The organism is Pseudomonas sp. AC463 (assembly GCF_979253585.1).
Map to the genome: position 1 here is coordinate 1 of NZ_CEEDDZ010000878.1, position 255 is coordinate 255.

General features: G+C 69.0%; 1 protein-coding gene. It reads left to right on the forward strand.

What is annotated here, in order from left to right; genetic code table 11:
- Nucleotides 1-255, forward strand: a 255-nt coding sequence (locus tag AC0IYH_RS32730; RefSeq protein WP_471838525.1) for an ABC transporter permease, incomplete at both ends; no start/stop codon positions are given.

Below are 255 nucleotides of genomic sequence, written 5' to 3' on the forward strand. Positions count from 1 at the left end.
CGACGGGGACGCAGAGCGCCGGGCAGAAGCTGACCGTCGTCACGCTGGGGATTGTCGGACTGCTGACGCTGCTGATCGCGATCGTCAATTACGTGAACCTCGCGACGGCGCGGGCAGGATTGCGGGCGCGGGAAGTCGCGATGCGCAAGGTCTTGGGCGCGGATCGAGCCACGCTGGTCCGGCAGTTTCTGGGCGAGGCGGTGGCCACGGTCACGGTCGCCGCGCTGGTCGGGTTGATGATCGCCGAGCTCGGGC